This is a genomic window from Pseudidiomarina fusca, assembly GCF_032227045.1.
Classification (GTDB): Bacteria; Pseudomonadota; Gammaproteobacteria; order Enterobacterales; family Alteromonadaceae; genus Pseudidiomarina; species Pseudidiomarina fusca.
This window is the reverse complement of sequence record NZ_JANFPJ010000010.1, coordinates 60,152-77,128: the sequence shown is the minus strand read 5'-3', so window position 1 is coordinate 77,128 and position 16,977 is coordinate 60,152. Positions and strand designations below refer to the sequence as shown.

The following is a 16,977-nucleotide window of genomic DNA, read 5'->3' as shown; positions in this document are numbered from 1 at the left end:
GCATGCATACTTAAGAGGTATCTAAAAAGAGGTGGGTGATAGTGACGAAACGAGATAGCATCGTAGCCTTATTGCTACTCCTTATTACATTAACGGCAAGTGTAGTGATTTGGCAGCATGGTGCTGCGGCTAACCCCTATGCGGTGCTAGCCTTGGTGCCAATGGCCGCAGCTATGCTACTACTGCCGTTCCGGCTGGCCTGGCTGGTGATGGGATTAGGCATCGCAGGGCAGCTGTGGCAGCTGCAAGCCGAGCTACCCACTCATCATCAGATGGATACCCATTATCGGGCAATGGTTTATGGCCAAGTTTTTGCTGCGCTGCTGCTGGGAGTGACGTTACATTGGCTGCGAGTGCGTATTGTGCGCCAACAACAAGCGATTCGCTCATTGCAACAACGCCAACATCGTGATGAACAGTTGGTATCGATAGGTACGGCCGCAGCTCAGTTTAGTCATGAGGTAGCCAGCCCTATTCAAACCATCCAGTTCTTATTAGAAGACGCTCGCCAGCAATACCCCAACGATGCAGATTTGCAATTAGCGGAACAACAAGTCAAACGTATTCATAATTTACTGTTAGATTGGCGCCAAGTTGCTGAAGATGTTCGTACCCATCGGCTGATGCCGTTTGAGGTGCATCAGTTACTGCAGCAACTCCAAGATGCTTTGCTTATCGCACGACCTGATATTCACGCTAATTGGCACGATCAAGTACAACAGCCCGTTGCTGTGCGTGCTGATCGAACCTTATTACCCGCCTTATTGAGTTTATTGCACAACGCAGCCGATGCCGCGCAAGCAACGCAACAGCAACTCGAGCCCGAGCCGTTAGCGCATCCGCTAGCGATTGAGGTGCTAGCAGCCTTAGATGGTAACGATTGGGTATTAACCATCAGCAACACCGGCAGCACTGATGAATTACCACCGGCCCCTCAGTTAGGCCAGCAGCTGTTACCCAGCAGCCGCGGTGCAGGCGCAGGCACCTTGCTTAGTTATTCCACCATTGAAAGGTTTCAAGGTCGAGTCAGCTGGCGCCGCGAACTCATTAGTAGTGCAGAGAACCTGATTCAAGTGGTGGCTGAAATACGTTTACCGACGGAGCCCTACAGTGACTGAACGACTCTTGATTATTGATGATGATATTACTTTATTACAAACCCTGGCTGCGCGTATGCAGCGCTATGGCTACGAGGTGATGACGGCGGCCAGCGAAGATGAATTGAAGCAGATCACAGTGTCGCCAATTGCCAACATCCTATTGGACCTAAAATTTGGCCATGCCAATGGCCTAGAACTGATAAAACCATTACAGCAACGATTTAAACCTAGGCACCTAGTAGTGTTGACCGGCTATGCCAGTATTGCAACCTCGGTTGCTGCTATCAAAGCTGGCGCTACAGACTATTTAGCAAAACCGATTCAAACCCAGACGCTACTGCAAAGTTTAGAACATGCAGAGAGCTCGCATGCGGATGAACTGCCAGAGCTGGCTGAACATCACCTAAGCCCTGCCCAGTTAGAGTGGGAGCATATTCAACGCACCCTGCAAGAATACGACGGTAATATTTCCGCTACGGCCCGAGCTTTAGGGATGCACCGGCGTACGCTACAACGCAAATTAGGTAAGTATTCACCCCTTAAGGAGTAACAGTATGAAAGCCATGAGTAAGGCACTCGGAAGCCAACTAAGTGCTACGCTCATGAAGGCCATGCAAGAACAAGGCCCGGTGCATGGTATCCAAGTATGCAATGAACAAGCACCCGTCATCGCTGCAGCCGTTAATGCTGCGAATCAAGGCGATACAAAGGCGGTAGTTTCGCGTACCGCTTTGAGGGTACGCAATACCAACAATGCCCCCACCGCCGAACAGCGCGCTGTGCTAGAGTACTTTCAAGCGCAGATGAACCAAGGCGAAACAGCACCAGAACTGATGTTTTCATCAAGTGACGGCAACCAGTACTATATGAAAGCGATTGTAATGCAACCGCAATGTGCTGCTTGTCATGGGGGCTCAGTTAGCCAGAAATTGCGCAAGCAGTACAAGCGAAGTATCCCGCAGATCAAGCTACCGGCTTTGCCGTAGGTGATTTGCGCGGCGCCTTTTTAGTACAGTGGCTTGACGCAAAAAATTGATCCTGATCAACATCTGCGCACCAATAACCTTATAAACTTTAGGGTATATCAACCAAGGAGTGCAGTATGAAAAAATCAGCAATCGCAGCCAGTGTCGTTTTAGGCCTTTTAGCAACTCCAGCAATGGCAGAATTCAACGCTGACAATTTCAGCGTTAATGTTGGTGCGATCAGTGTTATGCCTGACGATAGCAGCAGCTCATTAAATGTTGTCGAAAGCTTAGCAGGCTTGCCCGCAGGCACGACCGGGGTAAACGTCAATACCAATACTCAGCTAGGTTTAACTTTTGACTATAAGTTAAACACCAATTGGACCTTAGAATTAGTTGCGGCAACACCATTTAGCCATGATGTGTATGCAACCGGAGCTTTAGCTGGTTTAAAAGTAGGTAAAGTAAAGCAATTGCCACCTACATTGTTAGCTCAATATCATTTTGATCTTGCAAATGATGCGATTGACCCGTTCGTTGGTTTTGGCGTGAACTACACTACTTTCTTTGATGAGCAAGCATCATCTGAGTTGGTAGGTGCGTTAACTGGCCTAGGTGCAGTCACCGCGTCAGATAGCGTTACTCTAGCTCTTAAAGACAGCTGGGGCTATGCCTTGCAAGCAGGTGTTAACGTTGCAATTAGTGACAATTGGGGCTTACACTTCATGGTCAGTAAAATGGATATCGACACCGATGCCGATGTTCGTATTAACAACGCAACCGCGCAGCGTGTTAACGTAGATATCGACCCGTATGTAGCGATGGCTGGTATTCGCTATCGTTTCTAAGCGATGGAAACTTATCGATACAAAGGCGGCTTCGGTCGCCTTTTTTTATGGTTGCAGTTGGTGAAAAATCATGTATTTTAGGATAAGCCGAAGTACGAATGAGTTCGTATTATAGTTAACAAGGCCATTTTAGCTAAATACGACAGGAGCCCTACAATGAGCACTAGAATTCATGTTGAACCTTTTTTAGACGACGATAGCGAAACTTTTAGCTACGTTATCCACCGCACCGATGAAAAAGCTGCAGCTGTTATCGACCCTGTACTTGATTTTGATTATAAATCTGGCCGCACTAAAACCAATGGCGCGCAGCGCATGGTTGATTACATTAAGCAAAACGACTTGTCCGTAGAGTGGATCTTAGAAACACATGCGCACGCCGACCATTTGTCAGCAGCCCCGTTTATCCAACAAAACGTAGGTGGCAAGATAGGTATCGGTGAGCATATCAAACAAGTGCAAACGATTTTCAAAGAGATCTTTAATCTTGAAAAAGAGTTTTTACCCAACGGTACCCAGTTTGATCATTTATTTACTGATGGCGAGCAGTTTCAAGTAGGTAGCATGCAACTGCGGGTTATGCATACTCCGGGACATACGCCAGCAGACCTAGCATACATTGTGGATGAGCAAATGGCTTTTGTTGGCGACACCCTGTTTATGCCAGATGTGGGTACGGCTCGTTGTGATTTCCCTGGTGGTAGCGCCACAACGTTATATCGCTCGATCAAAAAGTTACTAGCGTTGCCAGAAACGACGGATATTTATATTTGTCATGATTACCCACCAGCAGGTCGTGGCCACGAGTATCGCACCACAGTGGCTGATCAGCGCAAACATAGTAAACACGTGCATGATGGCGTGAGCGAAGCAGAGTTTGTGAAAATGCGTGAAGAACGCGATGCAACGTTAGAGATGCCACGGTTGATTTTACCTTCAATTCAGGTGAATATTCGCGCCGGTAAAATGCCCCCAGCTGATGACAATGGCAAAGTCTACTTAAAGCTACCCATTGATCAGCTGTAGCAACAATAGGGTTATCCTAATCTTTTAACGGAGAGCATTCATGGCCAAGAAGTTGCCAGCTAAGTATGAAACCAAAGTCATGCCGCTGATATTGTCCATTTTAATGACCTTTATTGTGTCATCGGTTAGCACCATTCGAGCGGTGGAAATGCCTGATAACTTTATGCAGTTGTGGTCACAGGCTTGGCTTATTTCTTGGTTGGTGGCGTTTCCGATATTGTTAATTTTATTGCCGATTGTAAAACGCTTGACCAAGTTGATCGTTGACTAATGCAAGTTGCCATTTTTTGGTTACTGTTATTGAGCTGTTTAACCCCATGGATGAGTGCACCCGTCGCGCTAGTTATGGGGTTTGTTGCAACTGCACTGGGATTACACCCAGGCCCTGTAGCAATAACCAGCTGGGTTAAGCAATTACTCGGGATAGCCATTGTCGCTATGGGGTTTGGCGTGCAGTTACAAGCGGCCGTTAGCTTAACGGGGAGCTATTTGGGGCTGATTGTTGCCTCAATTGTACTGACGTTAGTCGCAGCTTGGTTGCTTGGTAGGGCCTTTCGAGTTCACCCCACCACCAGTTATTTAATTGGCTCTGGTACAGCTATTTGTGGCGGTAGTGCAATTGCCGCTATTGGGCCTGCCATTCATGCTAAAGCCGACCAACTGGCGTTAGCTATGGCAACAGTTTTTACGCTGAATGCGGTGGCCTTGGTGGTGTTTCCGCTTATCGGCCATGCCCTTGATTTAGACCAGCATACCTTTGGCGTTTGGGCTGCCATTGCTATTCATGATACTTCGTCGGTAGTAGGGGCTGCGCAGGCCTATGGTAATGAGGCTCTGCAGGTCGCCACCACCCTTAAGTTAGCACGAGCTCTGTGGATTGTGCCGCTAGCGCTGTTATCAGCATGGTGGTATCAGCGGATGCAGCCGAACGCCGGGCGGGTTAAGGTAAGTTTGCCATGGTTTATTGTAGGCTATGTGCTGGCCATGTTAGTGCATTATGTTTGGCCGCAATTTACTCCTGCTTATGACCTCCTCTTTCATGGCGGTAAACAACTTCTTGTGGTTTGTTTGTTCTTGATTGGAGCTAGCATGAGTTGGACTAAGCTCAAAGCCGCTGGCGGAGCAGCCCTGTTATTAGCCGTGTTGCTGTGGTTGTTGATTGGCGCTGGTTCTTTAGCCTGGTTGTTACTAGCGAGTTAATAGAAGCCAACTTCATTTACCTTAAGTTAATTCTCCATGGGGTTAACGCGATGTTGGCCTATGATTATCGCGTTTTAATGAAACTTCCTTTGTAATTTGGCGCGAAACCACGTAGATTACGCGCCTAATTTTTGTTCGGGTGTACTATCGTGATCTCTGCTGCAAACATCACCATGCAATTTGGTGCAAAACCTCTTTTTGAAAACATTTCTGTTAAGTTCGGTGAAGGTAATCGCTACGGCTTGATTGGCGCTAACGGCTGCGGTAAATCTACCTTTATGCGCATTCTTAGTGGTGAGCAAGAGCCGTCTGCGGGCAACGTGTCCATAGAACCGAACTTACGCGTAGGTAAGTTACGCCAAGATCAGTTTGCCTACGAGCAATACACGGTTATTGATACGGTGATTATGGGTCATGCCGAGCTTTGGCAAATCAAGGCTGAACGCGACCGTATTTATAGCTTACCGGAAATGAGCGAAGATGATGGCATGCGGGTAGCCGACTTAGAAACCGAGTTCGCCGAGCTTGATGGCTATACCGCTGAATCAAGAGCAGGTGAGTTGTTGCTAGGAGTAGGGATACCACTTGAAGCGCATTATGGCTTAATGAGTGACATAGCTCCGGGCCTAAAGCTGCGGGTGTTATTGGCGCAGGTGCTGTTTTCTGACCCTGATATTATGTTGTTAGACGAACCGACCAACAACTTAGACATTAACACCATTCGCTGGCTAGAAACGGTACTGAATGACCGCCAAGCTACCATGATCATCATCTCGCACGACCGTCATTTTTTGAATAGTGTTTGTACTCATATGGCGGACATTGATTACGGCGAATTGCGTGTGTATCCAGGTAATTACGACCAGTATATGTTTGCGGCCACCCAAGCGCGTGAGCAGCTGCTGAACGAAAATGCTAAAAAGAAAGAGAAGATCGCAGAACTACAACAGTTTGTGAGTCGTTTTTCAGCAAATGCTTCTAAGGCAAAACAAGCAACCTCTCGAGCTAAACAAATTGAGAAGATTCAGTTAGCAGAAGTGAAAGCTTCAAGCCGAATCAGTCCGTATATTAGGTTCGAGCAAGAGAAGAAGCTGTACCGATTAGCCCTTGAAATAGAAGGCTTAAGTAAGTCCTTTGACGAGTTGCAGGTGCTTAAAAATCTCACCGCCATGATCGAAGTGGGTGAGAAGGTCGCAATTCTGGGTGCAAACGGTATCGGTAAAACGACGTTATTGAAGTGCTTAGTGGGGCAACATACGCCCGATAGCGGCATCATCAAATGGTCTGAAAATGTCAATATTGGTTACTATGCCCAAGACCATGCCGATTGGTTTAAAGATAAAGTTACCGTGTTTGAATGGATGAGCCAATGGATGCAGCCGCACCATGATGAGCAAGCTGTACGCAGTGTGTTGGGGCGGATGCTGTTCTCTCAGGATGATATTAAAAAGCCGGTGACCATTTTATCGGGTGGTGAAAAGGGGCGTATGATCTTCGGTAAATTGATGATGCAGCGGCCTAATATTTTGATCATGGATGAACCTACCAACCACTTAGATATGGAGTCTATCGAGGCATTAAACTTGGCCTTAGAACATTACGATGGTACGTTGATTTTTGTTAGCCATGACCGCGAATTCGTGTCATCGTTAGCATCTCGCATTATTGAATTAACCGACCAAGGCATGCGTGATTTCTCTGGTACTTACGATGATTACCTCCGCCAACAAATGCAGCAGGGCTAAGCCTCAGCTACCACAACTATTAGCTGTGTACAGCACGGACCTAGCTGCCGTGCTGTGCGCTGACCAACAGCTACATGGGCTATCTGTTCATGAACTGCAGCAAGCCGCTCAATACGCCGCACCACAACGTCAGCAGCAATTTCTAGCAGGCCGGGCATTAATTCGTGCTGCGGTAACACAGCTCAAGCCTCAAGTGTCTAATCAGGATATTGTGATTGTACGTGCTAGTAATGGCGCGCCGGAACTCATGGTGCAAGGCCAGCGTTGGCACTGCTCCATTAGTCACACTGAGGGTGCGGCCTTGGTTGGCGTCAGTGCTAGCCATGCCATGGGGGTGGATATTGAACGCAGCCGAGCGCCTAAACAGCTACCGTTATTATTGAAACGTTTTGCGGATGGCTTTTTGGCCGGGTTATCAGCTACCGTCAGTACCTCTGAATTTAGTCGGCGCTGGACCCTAGCTGAAGCCGTGACTAAATATCAGCAAGGGTTACTCATGCGTACCTTGCAGCAGCCTTTTGACGTTTATCAAGCAGCTGCTACTTGGCACCAGGTAGCAGTTTTTCAGTTGGCTATATATCATCCTGACTTACCCGCTGAAAAACTGCGACTGGTAGATTTCAACCAGCTTACTGAGTAGCCTTGGGTTGCTCTAATTTTTGGTAATACTCAGCATATTTGGGATGGTAAGGACCTGGTGGTAATCCCGTTTCTGCGCCATAAAAGACTTGACCGTTGGCAGTTCGGGTTAATGGCAGGTAGTTAGGAGCAGCACGTTCGATAGCCGCAGTGATAGCCATCGCTACTAAATCCGCCAATGGGTTACCTGAGCTATTTTGTTGCTGCGGTGCATAAACCAACTCTTTGCGTGCTTGCCATAATAATTGCCCTTGAGCATTAACTAAACGATATTCAAAGTCGATTTTTGTATGTGTCGCAAGCACCATGTATTGGGCTGTCCATTCGTGAATGGTGACATACAAAATCGCATCAGCGCCAAACAACGCAGCTAAATTATCAGCTGGCGCTGCATGCACTTCAGCCGCTTCATAATAGCCTTCCGCTTCAAGTAACATTTTTACGGTATTGACCGGATAAGTGTAATAGCCTTTCTCGGCGAGCATAAAGGGTAAGGTTGCTAACACCGAGGTTGGTGCCTGCACATCAATGGTGTTGTTATTTACTGGCACCACTAAAATCGATTGCAGTTTAGCCTGATGCAATGGCTCGAGGTGCGTGGTATCTGGAGCACTCGCACAAGCCCCCAACACAAGGACAGTAACAAGCATGCTAACACGTTGGAGTAATGTCATGATTATTGTCCTTGTTGAGTTTGCAGGTTACGAATCAGGGCGGCCATAAACAGCTGACTCTCAGGCCACGTGTCATGTTCTAGTTGATAAAACTTAATCGCCTCAGCTCGTTTACCTTGCTCTAGTAAAAAAGTACCAGCTTCAGCAAAGAGGCCAGGAGCAACAGGCTTTGGCTTTTGCTGGGCCGTTTCAATAAATTCTAAGTAATCAATCAGAATCTCTTCTTTAACTTCAGGTTCATGATAATAAACAAAAAGCGCTTCTTCGTAATTGCCCCATTGGTAAAGATTATTATTGGTGACACAGGCAGATGCCAGTAGGCTGCCTAAAACAACCCAAAGGAGTTTTAATTTCATGTATGCCAGTTCTCGTTAGGTACTATTCGTTGATGGTTATGGTGCTTTGCGTTGCTTCACTAAAGTAACGTGATTCTTGGTAGACCACTTGCTCCCCTTGGCGCACAATAATCAAATGCTGCCCAGGAACCAATTGAACTGCCCGCTCTGGATAGGTGTATTGGGCAAGGTCACCATAGCTGACGCCGTCAACAACCAATTCTAAGCCCGCAGCATCTGCAACTTTAAAGCTTACCTGCGGAGCCGTATCGGCAATGGTGGTGGTACGAATCGGTTGTTTGGCACAACCAACAGCTAAGGTTAACGCCAACAGGGTTGCGGTTAGGGCTAAGCTGAGATTCTTCATTATTGTTGCTCTCTTACTTCGAGGGTTGAAAGGTCTAGGTCCGCAATGCTGCCAGAGGTAATAGTACCTGCTGCGCCTTGGACTAAATCTGTGTTGCCAAACAAGCTTTGAATGGTAAGTTCAGCCACTTTTTTACCTGGTAACGTGATATTGCCACCGGTAGTGGGTGAGCGCACTACCTTACCTTTGGTTAGCACATCAAACACCATACCCGGCTTAACCCCTTGTTTTTCGCCGCCGCTAATAAACACCAGTTGGTCTTCGCTCGCCAATACATCAGCAGACCATGGTTTGGCTAGAATCAATTCCAGCATTTTCTCTACCGCAGCATTAACGGCAGCACCAATAGCTCGGTCATTTAAGCTGCCATCGTAGCCAGCAACCGAGCCAAAACCCATGGTGCGAGATTGCTCTAAGGCTGAGTTTCCGCTTCCTGATACCGAGGCAATCACTTGGCCCGTATTGGTGTCGACCAAACGTAAGTCTACGGTAGCAGTCGCTTCCTGCTTCGAACTACTCGATAAAAAGCCGCGTTCACCGGTAGTTGAGCGACCAAATTCGGTGAGTGAGCCGATAACTAAGGTATCTACGCCCACTAAGTTATTGGCTTGCCCAGTAAGTTGCTGTTCTGCTGTTACCGCATTGAGATCGGGGCGTTCAAACACTAAAAATCGATTGGTATTGGCGATGGCCTGAGTAAACATATCGGATATTTTTTGGTCATGCTGACCACTACTGGCTTCGCGCAGAAGGCTGCGTCCGTAGTTAGTTTCATTGGTTAATCTACCCACCGCCAGCTTCCGCTTAAGGCCTAACTCAATGGGCTGTTCGGCCTGTTGCTGCGCCTGTGCCGCCAGCTGTTGTTGCTGATTGACTGGCGGTTTGGTTGGTGTGGGTTGCGGCGCTTGGCTAGCGCAGCCAGCTAGGGCTAAAGCCGCCACAGCTGGTACTAAAAGATGTGCTTTGTTCATGGAGGACCTTGTTGATTATTGTTCTACAAACCTCCGTAGAATATCACACGGGCTAACAATAACGCATGGATTAAACAACAAAATTGTAAACAAGTGTCATCATCTGGTCATGCTAACGCTGAATCTTTCATTGCTAATACAAAGGCTTTGAGTTAATGGAACATATGTTAGAGCAAAGTGGTCTAAGCACAAGCGAACAGTTTCGATAAAATAGATGGCACTAATCGATTTACAAAACTGGCCATTTTCGAATGGATTGACTATATTTTAGAAAGTTACGAAATAGAGCCGGTTGCATAGATGTTTGTTATTCTGGTCGACACCTCAAGCAGTTGGCTGCCACAACCTAAACAAGCAAAGTGAACTAGGAGAATATGATGGGATTACGTATTGGCGATATCGCCCCAAATTTTGAAATTGAAACCACTCAAGGCAAGATTAACTTCCACGATTGGTCGCAAGGTTCTTGGGTATTTTTCTTCAGCCACCCAGCTGATTACACTCCAGTTTGTACTACTGAAATGGGTCGTACGGCACAGTTAGCTGGCGAGTTTGCTCAGCGTAACGTCAAACCTTTAGGTTTATCGACTGATACCGTAGAAGAGCATTTAGGCTGGATTAAAGACGTTAACGAAACTCAGAATACCACCTTGGAATTTCCTATCGTTGCAGATAAAGATAAGAAAATCGCTGAGTTGTACGACATGATTCACCCAGGTGAGAGCGAAACTGCAGCGGTACGTTCAGTGTTTATCATTGACCCGAACCATAAAATTCGCTTAACCATGACTTACCCAATGAGCGTTGGCCGTAACTTCACCGAAATTCTTCGTGTGATTGATGCCTTACAAACCGGTGATCAATTTGGCGTGGCTTGCCCAGCTGATTGGCAAGTAGGCGGTGATGTTATCATTCCACCAAGTGTATCGATGGAAGATGCCGAGAAGAAGTTCCCGCAAGGGTTTAAAACAGTGAAGCCTTACTTACGTTTTACCAGCGTTAACAAGTAAGTGCCTACCTCAGTGAAAAAGCAGCTCAATCGAGCTGCTTTTTTGTCACTACAGTAAAACTCATCAAAGGCGCAGCGGTTGTATTGCGCCCCAACAAATGCAGCGTATCAGCCTCAATATTGAAACTTTGCACTTGGTTTAAAGCTTCTAAAAATGCTTGCTCCGCTTCCATTTGATCGGGTGCGCACATCATTTTGGTAACTGCTATCGGGCTAAAGCTAAGTTCACTGCCGTTTTTTCCAACAGTATAGGTACCATGGAAACGATTACAGCCGGTCAACCCAAACACTTCTGTTTTCTGATTAAACTCAATGGTCGGTGGCTGTTCTAATGAGCTCCCTTGTAGCTGCCATGCTTGCTGCAGGTTGGCGCTGCTTGGCTCTGCGCAGGCGCTGACGAGTAACGTGGCGCATATAATTAAGCCTAGACGGCTGATAACGGATTTGACGGACTGCATAGCTGACCTCATAGGTGACAAAAGAATGAGCACAACAAGAAGATCTAGTATAGCCAAACACCCCCTCTTTTTATGTAGCAAAATAAGTCAGTTTGGCAAGCTTTACGTAAAGGATTCTGCATTCATCTCTTTTTTAGGCATGTATATCGCTTGCCACGGGATGATTGGCTGGAGAAATTTAGCGGCTGTGTTAGCTTAGAAGCTATCTACTATAACTATCAACAAGGTAAAGGCTATGATCAAAGGTTTTCCCTTATCGGCTTGTGCAAGCGTTTTAGCCGCAGGCGTACTCGCACTTTCCGCTCCGATGGCAGCAGCTAATCCGGTTAAAATTAACTACCAACAACCAGCCCAAGACATCATTGATATTGTTGATGCAGCGCCATCACCTGGGGCTAGCTTAAGCCCAGATGGCTCCTTACTGTTGGTAACCGGCTATCCTGCCTTACCCGATATTTATGATATGGCTGCAGACCAATTGAAGTTGGCTGGTCGTCGTATTAATCCGGCCAACTACACGGTCAGCCAAGCGCGATATATCAGTGAGTTAAAGCTGGTTGATGTAGCTACCGGTAACAATCAATCCATTCAAGGGCTGCCTGCTGATCTGAAGGCGTTAGCGGTAAGCTGGGCGCCTAATGGCCGCTACATAGCTTTGGCACAGCAGACAGAAAAGCACGTGGAGTTATGGCTGGTGGATGTTGCCAAGGCCAAAGCAAAACGCTGGTCAAAAACCGCACTCAATGCGGTATGGGGCGCGCGCTTAGCGTGGTTGCACGATAGCTCCGGTGTGTACAGTTACACGGTGGTTGACGGATTAACCAAACCTGCTGCAAAAGTTGTCCCTACCGGGCCGGTCATCACTGAAAGCAAAGGCCGTACTGCACCTGGGCGCACCTACCAAGATTTGTTGCAAAACAAACATGATGAAGACTTGTTTGACTATTATTTTACGAGCCAAATCAAGCTGTTTAGTGTGAAAGGTAAAGAGCGTGTCATCGGTGAACCTGCGGTTTACAATGGCCTGAGTGTGGCTCCAAGTGATGACTATCTTTTGGTAAGCCAGCTTAAGCGTCCTTATTCTTACGCAGTCCCTCATTATCGTTTTCCTGAAACTACGGAAGTCTGGTCACCAACGGGTAAGTTAGTTTATCAAGTGGTAGAGCAGGGGTTAGCTGATAACTTACCGATTGCGTTCGATGCCGTAGTGCAGGGACGTCGCTCGATTAGTTGGCGTAATGATGCGGATGCCACTCTAGTTTGGGCTGAAGCCGCAGACCAAGGTGACCCGGCGGTTGCTACTGAAGTACGCGACCAAGTGTTCCAGTTAGCTGCTCCATTTAAGGGCCAGCCGCAAAAATTAGCCGATTTGAGTAAGCGTTTCAGCGGCTTGCTTGCTGCAGATAACGAGCATCTTCTCATTTGGGAGCGCTGGTGGGCAGACCGTGACGAGAAACTTTGGTTGGTGGATGCATCAGGTAAGCGCAGCACCGAGCTGGTATGGGAGCGTTCATGGGAAGACCGCTATAACGATCCAGGCGCTCCGTTCACCGTACAAACCGATGAGGGGCGAACGCTGTTGTACCTGAAGGACGGTAACTTGTTACTGCGTGGTAGTGGAGCATCGGATGAAGGTGATCGGCCTTTCATCGACAGCTATAACCTGATGGATAAGAGCAGTGAGCGCTTATGGCGCAGTGAGGCGCCTTATTATGAAGCCCCTCGAGAACTGATCGATGCAGAAGCCATGACCTTCTTAACACAGCGAGAAGGGGTGAACGATCCTGCCGATTTCTTTATTCGAGATATTGATGATAATAAGCTCACGGCGTTAACTGAAACACCGCATCCGATGCCGCATACTTTAGGCATTACCCGCGAGCAAATTACCTATACGCGGGACGATGGTTTACCGATGTCGGCTGAACTGTATTTACCGGCTGGCTACGATAAAGATCGTGATGGCCCGCTACCAACGATTGTTTGGGCCTACCCGCGTGAATACAAGAGCTCAGCAGCAGCAGCACAAATTTCAGGATCACCTTATGAGTTTGTTCGCATTAGCTATTGGTCTCCTCAGTACTTGGCAACCCAAGGTTATGCCGTACTAGATGCTGCTACTATGCCTATTGTGGGTGAGGGCGATGCCCAACCAAATGATACCTTTATTGAGCAGTTGGTAATGAACGGTAAAGCCGCGATTGATGCTGGTGCCAAACTAGGTGTGACTGACCCAGAGCGAGTCGCATTAGGTGGCCACTCTTACGGTGCCTTTATGACTGCTAACATGCTTGCGCATAGTGATCTGTTTAAGACAGGTATTGCTCGCAGCGGCGCTTATAACCGTAGCCTGACACCCTTTGGCTTTCAGCGCGAAGAGCGCACCGTGTGGGATGATGCTGACTTATACATTCGCATGTCACCGTTCTTCCATGCCGATAAAATTAACGAACCTTTGTTAATGATTCATGGTATCAACGACAACAACTCAGGTACCTTCCCGATGCAGTCGGAGCGTCTGTATCAAGCCATCAAGGGACTTGGTGGCACCGCACGATTGGTGATGTTACCTCATGAATCACATGGCTACCGAGCTCGCGAGTCAGTATTACACATGCTGTGGGAGCAAACTCGTTGGTTAGATGAACACCTTAAGGGTGAGTAGAACCCAAACCAAAAGCCCAGCAACCATGCTGGGCTTTTTTATTTGTGCTTGCTTGTCACAATATCACTAACGTTTATTGCTTCACTAACCGTAAGTTATGAAAATCAAAGCTGAAATCAGTAAAATCAGCAACCGCTTCTAAACTCGCGCCAGTAACCTGTTGCTCCCGGTTCACACTAAAATCGATAAAGGCATCGGCTTCTAGCAAGGGTTCATGCCAACGAATCACAAAAGTATCACCGCTATAATGTTCTAGCTGGCCCTGCAACATGGGGGTGTGCGCAAAACTAATGGCTAATTGATCGTCGTTAACACTAATGTTGACGTCACCGTACCAAGCATCCCGATAAGTGCCGCTATACGAGGCTAGGTCTAAGGCCGCACGTGTCCTACTCGGTGCCGGCAAGGTAAATTCGGCTTTAGCTTGGATCATATCGTCGTATTTAGCTTGTTCACTAGCCAGCCAGTCTTTATCAGGTAAATCGAGAATGAGCTCCAGTGCTTCTTCAGTGACGGCTGTTAAAGCGCCGAAAGCTTGCTGATTACTGATAACAGTGATAGCAAAATCATGTTCAGGAATAAGAGTGGTTAGTGAGAGCATGCCCAAAATACCGCCACTGTGAGATACATGCTTCACTCCGTGGTAATTTTTGACAAACCAACCGAGTCCGTAGCCACGAAAGTGGGTGCCCTGAGCAGCAGCTGCTGGTGGTACCCCAAGAGGTGTGGCTACTTGCCACATGGCTTGAAAGCTGCGCTCGCTTATCAGCTGTTCGCCGGTGGGGCTAACACCATGATTGAGAAGGGTTAGCAGCCACTGCGCAAAGTCCTCAGCATTGCTGGCAATCGCACCGGCTGCGCCAAAGTCTTCTAAATAATCTAGCGCAAAGCGATGGAGCTGCCCTTGTGCTTCAATCGTGCCCACCGCAAAGTTTTTGTTAGTGGCTGGAATCGTTGAAAACCCAACGTGAGTGTTATTCATGTTTAGCGGGTTGAAGAATGTTTCTGCAAGGTAGTCGGCGTAACTCATTCCGCTAACACGAGATATAACTTCGCCGGCAACAATAAACATCAGGTTGTTGTAGTCAAAGCGTTCACGCAAGCCGTGGGCGATAGGGACATGAGCCAATCCCGCCAGTAGATCGGCCGTGGTTTTATCGGTATTTGGCCAAATCATCAAATCTCCAGCACCTAAACCTAAGCCGGTGCGATGGCTCAGCAAATCACGTAGCGTTAGCTGCGCACTTAACTGAGCATCAGCCAACTTAAATTCGGGAAGATGTTTTACTACAGGATCATCCCAACTCACTTTGCCTTGATCAACTAGGGTTGCCATAGCGGCAGCGGTAAAGGCTTTAGTGTGTGAGGCAACCCCAAACAAGGTCTCTTTGGTAACAGGCAGCTGAGATTCTAGGTCGCGAATGCCAAAACCCTCAGCTAGCACTACTTTGCCTTGATGCACCGCGACTACCGCCATACCAGGTACGTTAAACGCAGGTAAGCTAGCGGCAGCGGATGCTCTAATATGTTCGGCTAAAGCTGGCTTTTCTGCCTCAACAGCGGTGTTCACAAGTGTATCGGTAGCTTGGGCATAACTGCTCAGGCTCGGCATCATAAGGAGTGCCAACGCTAAAACCGTTGGCTTCAGTTGTTGGGATAGTTTAACAACAGACATTTGCTTCATTAAAATCATCCTATCTCATTATCAAAAAAGTTTATTATCAGCCAAAGCTGTTTTTACCAGCCCCAGCCATTACCATCCCCAGCCATCACCATCCAAGAATGCGTGGCCAAACCTCGTGCGCTTGTGTTTCGGTGACGACATGGTAGTGGGTATGCATGGCAGCTGTGGCACAGGCATGGTTCGGCAAAATGCGCAGCAACTGACCTATGTCAAATTGCTCACAACGGATAGCCGCTGGCAGTACAATCACCCCATGCTCTTGGTTAACTCCATTAACCACAATGGGTTGATCCGCAGCTAAGGGCTGGCCTGCAATATCACAAACTAGTCCATAAGATGGCTCTTGTGCGTTACGAGTTGCGCCTAGATCGCGCGAGAGCGCCATCCATCCTGCATCGATTAAAAGCCAGTTTTTTTCATGATTGTAACCAATAACTGCAGTAACAACGCTCATCGCTATGTCGTCTAGCGCACATACTCCAAGCTGCTGCATCACTAAGTCAAAGGTGGTGTATACCCCTGCGCGAACCTCAGTGATACCAGTGAGGTCGTCAACGAAATGTGCGGTAGGAGTCGAGCCTACACTCAACATGAGTGGTTCGATACCAACTGTGGCAAGTTTAGTAGCAGCTGTGCGTACTGCTTGGCATTCAGCTTCAGCAACCTGTTTAATGGCGCTAACCGAATCAGTGTCGTAGGAGCCGCCTGCGTGGGTCATAAGCCCAGTGACTGCTGGGCCATGTCGATTAACCGGATGGGCAACCAGGTAGTTCGCCAGGGCGATGAGCGCCGGATCTTCAGGGCTCAAACCACCGCGGTGGTCATCGCAGTCAATTTCAATAAAGACGGAAAAATCAACTTGATGCTGCTGTGAGTAGTGATACACCGCAGTTGCCTGTGCGAGGGTATCTAGCAGAATATGTACCTTAGCACCCTGCTGAATTAAGTTGGCAATTCGGGTTAATTTGAGCGGAGTAATGCCAACCGCATAGAGGACATCTGTATATCCGGCATGAACAAAGGCTTCTGCTTCAGCTAAAGTCGATACCGTGATAGGAGCCTGTGGGTTAGCGACCACTCGCTCAGCTGCGGGCAACGACCTTAGTGTCTTTAAATGTGGCCGCAATGCGCAACCTAACGCTGCCATACGCTGCTGCAAGCGCCGCACATTACGGTTTAACTTGCGCTCATCTATAAGCAACAATGGCGTGGTAAGTTGGGTTAACCAAGCGTCACTGGCAGTCATGAGTTTTCTCCTTTGGATTCGATTGGTCAGACTAACCATTCTGCT

General features: G+C 47.8%; 18 protein-coding genes. 11 read left to right on the top strand and 7 right to left on the bottom strand.

Going from position 1 to position 16,977, the window contains the following annotated elements:
• The first annotated feature begins 41 nt into the window (after positions 1–41).
• From NOG12_RS06230 to NOG12_RS06190, 9 genes are all read left to right on the top strand, one after another.
• A complete protein-coding gene (locus NOG12_RS06230; RefSeq protein ID WP_313932746.1) occupies positions 42–1,118 on the top strand; it encodes a sensor histidine kinase in 1,077 nt (358 codons plus the stop codon).
• Entirely contained in the window at positions 1,111–1,650 is a 540-nt protein-coding gene (locus NOG12_RS06225) for a response regulator transcription factor (protein ID WP_313932745.1), read from the top strand. Before NOG12_RS06230 ends, NOG12_RS06225 begins: the two co-directional genes overlap by 8 nt.
• A 4-nt stretch (positions 1,651–1,654) precedes the next feature.
• Complete coding sequence (locus tag NOG12_RS06220) at positions 1,655–2,086, top strand: c-type heme family protein (RefSeq protein WP_313932744.1); 432 nt, start codon at positions 1,655–1,657, stop codon at positions 2,084–2,086.
• 116 nt (positions 2,087–2,202) lie between these two features.
• Entirely contained in the window at positions 2,203–2,913 is a 711-nt protein-coding gene (locus tag NOG12_RS06215) for an OmpW/AlkL family protein (protein ID WP_313932743.1), read from the top strand.
• Between the two features lie 156 nt (positions 2,914–3,069).
• Positions 3,070–3,939 carry an MBL fold metallo-hydrolase gene (locus tag NOG12_RS06210; RefSeq protein ID WP_313932742.1) on the top strand — a complete coding sequence of 290 codons (870 nt, stop codon included), beginning with the start codon at positions 3,070–3,072 and terminating at the stop codon, positions 3,937–3,939.
• Between the two features lie 40 nt (positions 3,940–3,979).
• Entirely contained in the window at positions 3,980–4,210 is a 231-nt protein-coding gene (locus NOG12_RS06205) for a DUF2798 domain-containing protein (RefSeq protein ID WP_313932741.1), read from the top strand.
• Entirely contained in the window at positions 4,210–5,139 is a 930-nt protein-coding gene (locus NOG12_RS06200; protein WP_313932740.1) for a YeiH family protein, read from the top strand. Before NOG12_RS06205 ends, NOG12_RS06200 begins: the two co-directional genes overlap by 1 nt.
• Positions 5,140–5,288: 149 nt before the next feature.
• Positions 5,289–6,884: an ABC-F family ATPase gene (locus NOG12_RS06195; protein WP_110075662.1), complete on the top strand. Its 1,596-nt coding sequence runs from the start codon at positions 5,289–5,291 to the stop codon at positions 6,882–6,884.
• Between the two features lie 25 nt (positions 6,885–6,909).
• Positions 6,910–7,524: a 4'-phosphopantetheinyl transferase family protein gene (locus NOG12_RS06190; protein ID WP_313932739.1), complete on the top strand. Its 615-nt coding sequence runs from the start codon at positions 6,910–6,912 to the stop codon at positions 7,522–7,524.
• On the opposite strand, the gene NOG12_RS06185 is transcribed toward NOG12_RS06190, so the two are convergent.
• From NOG12_RS06185 to NOG12_RS06170, 4 genes are read right to left on the bottom strand one after another with little or no spacing between them, the layout of a single operon-like run.
• Positions 7,514–8,197: a DUF799 domain-containing protein gene (locus NOG12_RS06185; protein WP_313932738.1), complete on the bottom strand. Its 684-nt coding sequence runs from the start codon at positions 8,195–8,197 to the stop codon at positions 7,514–7,516. The two genes, NOG12_RS06190 and NOG12_RS06185, sit on opposite strands and share 11 nt — an antisense overlap.
• Before the next feature lie 2 nt (positions 8,198–8,199).
• Positions 8,200–8,553: a DUF4810 domain-containing protein gene (locus tag NOG12_RS06180; protein ID WP_313932737.1), complete on the bottom strand. Its 354-nt coding sequence runs from the start codon at positions 8,551–8,553 to the stop codon at positions 8,200–8,202.
• A 22-nt stretch (positions 8,554–8,575) separates the two neighbouring features.
• Entirely contained in the window at positions 8,576–8,899 is a 324-nt protein-coding gene (locus tag NOG12_RS06175) for a hypothetical protein (RefSeq protein WP_313932736.1), read from the bottom strand.
• The gene (locus tag NOG12_RS06170) at positions 8,899–9,870 is read right to left on the bottom strand and encodes a CsgG/HfaB family protein (protein ID WP_313932735.1); all 972 of its coding nucleotides are present in this window, start codon (positions 9,868–9,870) and stop codon (positions 8,899–8,901) included. Before NOG12_RS06170 ends, NOG12_RS06175 begins: the two co-directional genes overlap by 1 nt.
• 374 nt (positions 9,871–10,244) lie before the next feature.
• Here NOG12_RS06170 and NOG12_RS06165 point away from each other — a divergent pair, with 374 nt between their 5' ends.
• Positions 10,245–10,880, top strand: a complete 636-nt coding sequence (locus tag NOG12_RS06165) for a peroxiredoxin (protein ID WP_470384919.1) — start codon at positions 10,245–10,247, stop codon at positions 10,878–10,880.
• Positions 10,881–10,905: 25 nt separating this feature from the next.
• Here the strand turns inward: NOG12_RS06165 and NOG12_RS06160 are convergent, their stop codons facing one another.
• Positions 10,906–11,337 (bottom strand): META domain-containing protein, encoded by a 432-nt coding sequence (locus NOG12_RS06160; protein WP_313932734.1) that lies wholly within the window; start codon positions 11,335–11,337, stop codon positions 10,906–10,908.
• A 235-nt stretch (positions 11,338–11,572) separates the two neighbouring features.
• Here NOG12_RS06160 and NOG12_RS06155 point away from each other — a divergent pair, with 235 nt between their 5' ends.
• Complete coding sequence (locus NOG12_RS06155; RefSeq protein ID WP_313932733.1) at positions 11,573–14,002, top strand: S9 family peptidase; 2,430 nt, start codon at positions 11,573–11,575, stop codon at positions 14,000–14,002.
• A gap of 73 nt (positions 14,003–14,075) precedes the next feature.
• On the opposite strand, the gene NOG12_RS06150 is transcribed toward NOG12_RS06155, so the two are convergent.
• Positions 14,076–15,686, bottom strand: coding sequence for a serine hydrolase (locus NOG12_RS06150; RefSeq protein ID WP_313932732.1), 1,611 nt, complete (start codon positions 15,684–15,686; stop codon positions 14,076–14,078).
• 85 nt (positions 15,687–15,771) lie between these two features.
• Positions 15,772–16,932 (bottom strand): alanine racemase, encoded by a 1,161-nt coding sequence (locus NOG12_RS06145; protein ID WP_313932731.1) that lies wholly within the window; start codon positions 16,930–16,932, stop codon positions 15,772–15,774.
• Between the last annotated feature and the right edge of the window lie 45 nt (positions 16,933–16,977).

Coding starts and splice junctions, on each gene's coding strand:
- NOG12_RS06160 (WP_313932734.1), bottom strand. CDS start 11,337: ATGCAGTCCGTCAAATCCGTTATCAGCCGTCTAGGCTTAATTATATGC.
- NOG12_RS06175 (WP_313932736.1), bottom strand. CDS start 8,899: ATGAAGAATCTCAGCTTAGCCCTAACCGCAACCCTGTTGGCGTTAACC.
- NOG12_RS06185 (WP_313932738.1), bottom strand. CDS start 8,197: ATGACATTACTCCAACGTGTTAGCATGCTTGTTACTGTCCTTGTGTTG.
- NOG12_RS06200 (WP_313932740.1), top strand. CDS start 4,210: ATGCAAGTTGCCATTTTTTGGTTACTGTTATTGAGCTGTTTAACCCCA.
- NOG12_RS06205 (WP_313932741.1), top strand. CDS start 3,980: ATGGCCAAGAAGTTGCCAGCTAAGTATGAAACCAAAGTCATGCCGCTG.
- NOG12_RS06220 (WP_313932744.1), top strand. CDS start 1,655: ATGAAAGCCATGAGTAAGGCACTCGGAAGCCAACTAAGTGCTACGCTC.
- NOG12_RS06165 (WP_470384919.1), top strand. CDS start 10,245: ATGATGGGATTACGTATTGGCGATATCGCCCCAAATTTTGAAATTGAA.
- NOG12_RS06215 (WP_313932743.1), top strand. CDS start 2,203: ATGAAAAAATCAGCAATCGCAGCCAGTGTCGTTTTAGGCCTTTTAGCA.
- NOG12_RS06145 (WP_313932731.1), bottom strand. CDS start 16,932: ATGACTGCCAGTGACGCTTGGTTAACCCAACTTACCACGCCATTGTTG.
- NOG12_RS06210 (WP_313932742.1), top strand. CDS start 3,070: ATGAGCACTAGAATTCATGTTGAACCTTTTTTAGACGACGATAGCGAA.
- NOG12_RS06170 (WP_313932735.1), bottom strand. CDS start 9,870: ATGAACAAAGCACATCTTTTAGTACCAGCTGTGGCGGCTTTAGCCCTA.
- NOG12_RS06155 (WP_313932733.1), top strand. CDS start 11,573: ATGATCAAAGGTTTTCCCTTATCGGCTTGTGCAAGCGTTTTAGCCGCA.
- NOG12_RS06150 (WP_313932732.1), bottom strand. CDS start 15,686: ATGAAGCAAATGTCTGTTGTTAAACTATCCCAACAACTGAAGCCAACG.
- NOG12_RS06180 (WP_313932737.1), bottom strand. CDS start 8,553: ATGAAATTAAAACTCCTTTGGGTTGTTTTAGGCAGCCTACTGGCATCT.